Source organism: Pontibacter qinzhouensis (assembly GCF_008017455.1).
Lineage (GTDB): Bacteria > Bacteroidota > Bacteroidia > Cytophagales > Hymenobacteraceae > Pontibacter > Pontibacter qinzhouensis.
In genome coordinates this window covers 91,273-98,000 of record NZ_VRTY01000005.1, presented here as the reverse complement: position 1 = coordinate 98,000, position 6,728 = coordinate 91,273, and the positions used below count along the sequence as shown (strand labels likewise).

Annotated in this window: 6 protein-coding genes; all 6 read left to right on the top strand. The window is 41.5% G+C overall.

Annotated elements, in window-relative coordinates; all coding sequences use genetic code 11:
- Positions 1–769: glycosyltransferase family 8 protein (locus FVR03_RS02345; protein ID WP_147920152.1), on the top strand; the 769-nt coding region annotated here is incomplete at its 5' end.
- A gap of 194 nt (positions 770–963) precedes the next feature.
- Positions 964–1,836: a glycosyltransferase family 2 protein gene (locus tag FVR03_RS02340; protein ID WP_147920151.1), complete on the top strand. Its 873-nt coding sequence runs from the start codon at positions 964–966 to the stop codon at positions 1,834–1,836.
- A 156-nt stretch (positions 1,837–1,992) separates the two neighbouring features.
- The gene (locus FVR03_RS02335; protein ID WP_147920150.1) at positions 1,993–2,775 is read left to right on the top strand and encodes a glycosyltransferase family 2 protein; all 783 of its coding nucleotides are present in this window, start codon (positions 1,993–1,995) and stop codon (positions 2,773–2,775) included.
- A gap of 158 nt (positions 2,776–2,933) precedes the next feature.
- A complete protein-coding gene (locus FVR03_RS02330; protein WP_147920149.1) occupies positions 2,934–4,370 on the top strand; it encodes an MOP flippase family protein in 1,437 nt (478 codons plus the stop codon).
- 133 nt (positions 4,371–4,503) lie between these two features.
- Complete coding sequence (locus tag FVR03_RS02325) at positions 4,504–5,394, top strand: hypothetical protein (protein ID WP_255474027.1); 891 nt, start codon at positions 4,504–4,506, stop codon at positions 5,392–5,394.
- Positions 5,395–5,458: 64 nt separating this feature from the next.
- A complete protein-coding gene (locus FVR03_RS02320; RefSeq protein ID WP_147920147.1) occupies positions 5,459–6,727 on the top strand; it encodes a glycosyltransferase in 1,269 nt (422 codons plus the stop codon).
- Position 6,728 lies beyond the last annotated feature (1 nt).

Sequence of the window (6,728 nt, the reverse complement as noted above, 5' to 3'; positions counted from 1 at the left end):
CTCTATTAATCCACAGGTTACCAGCCTGAACTGGGTATTATCTCAGAATGTGATACCGGCAACTACCAAACTTCCTGTAGATCATACGGCTTTTCCGCTAACAGCATATATGCGCCTTTTCGCGCCCTTTCTAATTCCTGCTAGCGAGTCTAAAGTGATTTATATGGATGTGGACATGATTGTACTTGAAGATATTTCGAAGCTATGGCACACCGACATTGGTAATAATATATTTGCAGCTGTACAAGACCACCAGAAAGTAGTAAGCTGTGAATGGGGTGGAATACCCAATTACAAAGCACTCGGAATACCTGCAGATACAAAATACTTTAACTCAGGACTGCTCTTGATAAACACAAAAAAGTGGATAGAGGCTGGCATATCTAACAAAGTGATTAGGTGCATGAATGATAATATGGCCCACGTAAACTATGCTGACCAGTATGGACTGAATGTGGCTATGTATAACCAGTGGTTTGAACTAGATAGCAACTGGAACTGCTTTGCCGCCTTTGATTATGAGACACCCTATATTATCCACTTTTTGGATATAAAGCCGATTTTTAAATCGTATAACTCTAAGAAAAGCTACCAGGAAGAGTTTTTTAAATATTTAAACATGACCGCCTGGAGCGGTTTTAAACCTATCAGCAATTATAAAAGACTATACAGGAAGATCCAGAACAAAGCAAAAAAAATATTTATGGGATCTAAATTAAATCTCCCGCTTTTTCCAAAATTTAAGCACAATATTTCAACAGCCTATTAAGTCCCAGACTGTCAGCAAGTTAACCAACTTTTCATATCCCTGTTTTCAGGTATTTTTAGAAGCAATTAAATAAAAAAGTTATCCACAAATATTATGTGGTATAACTCATTAGTTTCATAATTAATTTTATTACTTTTAGTTAAAATTAGGCTAATCGTACTAATTTAAATACACAGGATACAAATTATCTCTTTATGAAGTACCTTTTGCAAAACCCTACCTGGCTTAACAACTTTAACTTCCCTTACGAAAGGCTAGATCAAGTACCTGAAGAGATATTTGAAGAGGTTAACAGAAATTTAGACACTGTACTGAGCAAAGATCCGGTAGTATCTATTATTATAGCTGCCTTTAATGAGGAAGTTAATGTTCTGAGGTGTATCGCTTCGCTCTCCCGCATGAAGACTACAATCCCTTTTGAAATTATAGTAGTTAATAATAACTCGAAAGACCGGACACAGGAAACGCTGAATAAGCTACATGTGCGTTCGCTCTTCGAAACAAGACAGGGTTGTGGCCCGGCCCGGCAATTAGGCCAGGAAAACGCCAAAGGAAAATACGTATTGCTAGGCGATGCCGACTGCTTTTACTCAGAGCACTGGATAAACGAAATGCTGAAGGTATTGCAACAGCCCGGCGTAGTTTGTGTGTACGGCAGGTATTCGTTTATCAGCGAACCAGGTTTTCCGAGGTGGCAACTTGCTATCTTCGAAAAAATGAAAGATGTTATTGCGGAGTTCAGGCATATACACCGGCCTTACTTTAATGCCTATGGCATTAGCATGGGTTATGTAAAGGAGTATGGCTTAAAAGTAGGCTTTATTAAAACGAAGTTCTGGGGCGACGATGGTAAACTGTGCCTGGACCTGATGGCTTACGGCAAAATAAAGCAGGTTAAAGCCACTAAAGCCCGCGCCTGGACCGGCACCCGCACCTTGCAGCGCAGTGGTAGCTTTGCCGAGGCCACCGTTGAGAGAATTAAAAAGGAACTGAACAGACTGACAGGAAACTTCAGCAGCGAAGTACCTTTTTACGATCCTAACGACCCTAAATTCAATAAAAGCTAAATAACAGGTCTTATCTGCTTGGCAGGCTACCCTTGACCCCAAAAGCTGTTAGTATGCTTTGGAAGGCCTTTTTCATTTAAATAATTCAGGAAGCCGCTTTCCATAACACTAAGCAAAAACCGTTTTATCACCCACTATTTAAATTTACCAGTTAATATGGCTGCTCCCGGCTTACACCATTATTTCGAGAATACCACGCTACTTATTACCCATTACAACAGAAGCAGTTCGCTGGAACGGCTACTGCAAACGTTCCGGGACTATAACTGCATATTCGGAGATATTGTAGTTTCTGATGATGGCAGCAAGCCGGAGCATGTGCGGAACCTGCGGGCACTTAAAAAGGAATTCTCGTTCAGGCTTTTAACTTCTCCGGAAAACCGGGGCCTTGGGCATAACATTAACAAAGGGCAGGCAGCCGTTAAAACACCTTACACTTTGTATGTACAGGAAGACTTTGTGCCTACACCTGAGTTCACAGGCCGCTTTCAGGATGCGCTGGATATGATGGAAACGGAGAGTCGCTGGGACCTTATCACGTTTTATGCCTACATCCGGTACCCGTATTTAAAGCCATACAAACACGGGTTCTCCGAAAAATTATGCAAGCCCTGGTATACAAATTACAAAAAGATTTATGCGTATACCGATCATCCTCATTTAAGAAGAAGCTCCTTTCTGCAAAAATTCGGTAATTACGCAGAGGGTATAAAAGGAGACAAAACAGAATATAAAATGTGTGTTTCTTTTATACAAAAGAAAGGCAAAGGCTTATTTTATAACGACTTCCAAAACTTATTTTTACAGAAAAACTCATCGGAAGAACCCAGTACCATGACCCGCAGTTCCTGGACCCAGAACTCCAACATGGCCATAGCGCTGATCAGGGACTTGTACCGGCAGGTGAAGTATAACTACGACATCCTGTTCTCCAAGTAATGGGTACTTTTTTCCATTTCAGTCATTGACAGTACCCGCAACAAGGCACGTTTTTTAAACGCTGCCGCAGAAGTGCTCACCGCTCCCACCTACTAACAAACTTTTTTCTTACCAAAAAACGTGAATGGTGTTCACAGCTTACATTTTACAACATAGTCATGAGTATTAAGGATAAGGCAATAAAAGGAGGCAAATGGATTACGACTTCTACAGCTATTACAACCGTACTGCAGTTTGGGCAGGTTGCCATTTTAGCTAGGCTCCTCGAGCCGGCAGCATTCGGCTTAGTTGGCATCTGCACCATGCTTATTGGTTTCTTTTCTATATTCTCGAATCTGGGCTTCTCGAACTCTATTATTTCAAAACAGGAAAACGACAAAAAATTACTTTCTACCATTTACTACTTAAACCTGTGTTTAGGCGGCATAATAGGTGTATTAGTTTTCTTTAGCTCCACGTTAGTAGCCGCTTACTACAACGAGCCCAAGCTTGTAAATGTCATCAGGCTATCTTCTTTAAGCTTTGTTATTATTTACTTCGGGCAGATTTACTTGTTCCTGCTGCAAAAGGAATTGCGCTTTAAGTCGGTAGCCCTGATCGATATTATAGGGGGTGTGGTAGGTACTACTGTGGCCATAACACTCGCCTACATGGGTTTTGAGGAGTTATCTCTTATTATTGGTAACCTTGTAATGGTAAGTGTAAAAACCCTGCTGCAGATCTTGTTTGGAATTCGCCTGTTCTTTCCGGTGCTGCATTTTAAACTGAACGAGATTAAAGACCATATCCGGTTTGGCATTATAAACGTAGGCGATGGCGTAGTGGGTTATGTGCAAGGTAACGCCGATAATTTTTTAGTAAGCTCTATGTTGGGAGTGCAGGCACTGGGTTATTATACCATTGCCCTGCAATTAGCAGTTTTCCCTATACAGAAACTGAACCCGATTATTTTACAGATAGCTTACCCTGTAATCGCCAAATTTAAAGAACAGCCAACAGAGCTCCGAAACACCTATTTAAAAATCCTCGACCTGATCAGCTTTGTAAACTTCCCGTTATTGGTAGGCTTGTTTTTAACAGTAGATGGTGTAGTACCGCTTATTTATGGCGAGGGCTGGGAATCGACTTTCCCGCTGATCAGAATTTTTGTATTTGTAAGTATGCTGTCCTGCCTGGGGCACCCCCTGTATACCTTGGTGTTCACAAAAGACAAACCGCAGCTTTTATTTAAGCTGAACATCTTTATCTTATTTGTAAAAATACCATTGGTGTTTTTGCTCGGGAACTATTGGGGAGTAACAGGTATTGCCTGCTCTTACCTGATCGCCACTATTATTCACACCATCATCAACTTCTTTATTGTAAATTCACTTATCGGGAATTTCTTTAAGCCATTCTTTCTTAATATATCCAAAATCGCCATGTTCTGTGTTTCTATGGTGGTACTCATTTACATGTATAAATCGCTGGTTGGGTTCTCTGGTTTGTACAACACACTGGTGCAGATCGGTATTGGCGGTGTTACTTATCTGGCGCTCACGCTTATTTATAAATACTCTTTGTCTGATCTTAAAAACCTGAAACAGTCACTTTAAAGGGTTTGATACTAGTTTTGACTAAAAACCCCCGGCAAGATAAATAGTTAGTAGATTAGCTTATTCGATTTGGTTTATGAAAAAAATGGTTTTAAAGTTATGCACAGCCATGGTTCGCTTGCGCTACCCAAACATGAAACCTGCTTATCTTTATTTTATAAGAGATAACTACTACAGCAGACTGAACCAGGCCCAGTTTTACCTAAAAGATTACCACAGCAAAAAAAAGTATAAGGAAATTAACTGGGAAGGCGAGTTTCAGGTAGAAATTACCTATGTGCTGCCCTTTGCCTACTGGCATTTTTTAAACGGCACCTTAAAAAGCACCACCTCCAGCACCAATACCAAAGAGTTCTATTTTTTCAGTGAGAACCACACCGAAAAATACGCCGAACGAGATGCCACCTTCATGTTCAACAACTACGACATTCCGAACATGACGCATAGCATCTCGAAAAGCTTTAAGAAGTGGGCTGCTGTGCCGCTAAAAAAACAGTATACCAACAACCTGTTTGTGTTTGAAAAACCTATTTTAATTATTGCCAACAAATACAACATAGAGTGGGACCAGGCGCCCATTAACTTCCTGGATATTCCGACGCTGAGCAAGATTATAGATACCTATAAACATAAATACCAGATTATCTACAACAGGCCACTCTCGAACCAGATTACGATAGACAATAGTGAGATTCTGGACTTGGGCGAGCACGAGTGGCTGAAAGAGAACCACCCGGAGGTAATTTTATTAAAAGACTTGTATGAGCAACATAAGGCAGAGGTAAACAGCTTTAACCACCTGCAGCTCATGGTATATGCCAATTCAAACCACTTCCTGTCGATGCACGGTGGCACCGCGGCTCTGGCAAGTTACTTTGGGGGCACGAACATTATACTCTCCAACAACGGCATGGAGGAAGTTTTTAACGAGTACACTACCATTTTCCCGGCTTTATCCGGAGCGAGAATTCTGCATGCTAAAAACCAGCAAGACATTCTAAACTACATGCAGCAATATTATTAATAACATAAGCGCCCGGCACTGTAAAGTAGCCAGTGGCTTTTTAAAATGCTTGAATACAAGATTTATGGATAAAGCAGATTACGATATAGTTATACTCTCGACAGCGCGCGTAGATGATGCTTATTCATCTTCGGCGCTTTCGTTGGCTAAAGAACTCGCTAAAAATAACAGAGTGTTTTTTATAGAGCATCCTTTTTCGGCTAAAGATTTTGTTACGCAATACTCGGCAGGGCAAAAGATAAAAGACCGAAAGCAGGCATTACTGTTTGGCGAAAACATGTACCGCCACACCAACGGCACTACAACTAACTTTACGGTGGTAACGCCTAAACTTACCTTACCCATAAACTGGCTATCGGCAGGAAAGCTATACGATGCACTGTCTGGCCTGAACGACAGAATTTTAGGTGCTACTTTAAGAACTGTTATCAAAGATCACCAGATAAAGAAGTACCTGTTTATCAATATTTTTGTACCGTATTATTTACGAAACATTCCTGCCGATATTCAGCCTGACTTAACCATTTACTATACCGTAGACGATATTAGCCAGGAGCCTTACATTGCCAAACATGGTGTGCGACTGGAGAAAGAAGCGGTAAAGAAGGCCGATATGGCACTCGCTACGTCTAAAGAACTGACCCGGCTCCTTGGCAGTTACTCCGACAATGTGCGTTTTTTACCTAATGCCGCCGATACGGGTTTATTTAGAAAAGCCGCAGAAACAAAACTTGCCAGGCCGGAGGAACTGAAAGGCATTACACAGAAAATAATCTGCTACACCGGCAACATTGGCACCAGAATAAACTACCAGTTACTTAAAGCCATCGCACTGCAGCACCCCGACAAAGTGTTGCTCATGGTAGGCCCTGTCAGTAACCACGACTATGTAACAACTGGTTTAGATAAACTGCAGAACGTGCTGTTTGTAGGACCAAAAAACATTGCCGATTTACCAGCTTACCTGCAATACAGCGATTGCACTATTATTCCTTTTGAGTACAGCACCTTAACCAAAAGCATTTACCCGCTAAAAGTTAACGAATACCTGGCAGCAGGAAAACCAGTTGTATCCACCGCCTTTTCCGACGATATCATCGATTTTAAAGATGTGGTGTACATTGCCCAAACGGAGCAGGAATTTGTAAACAAAATATCAGAAGCTATTGCCACCGACGATGCCGATAAAAAGCAGGATCGTATGCAAACGGCACAATTGAACACCTGGAAAGCCCGGGCAGAAAAATTTTGGGAGTTAGTGGAGGAGCAACAGGAAAGTAATGCGCCTGCCAAAGCCACTCCTGCCCGTTTTGTCAGCGCTGCATCACTTTAAA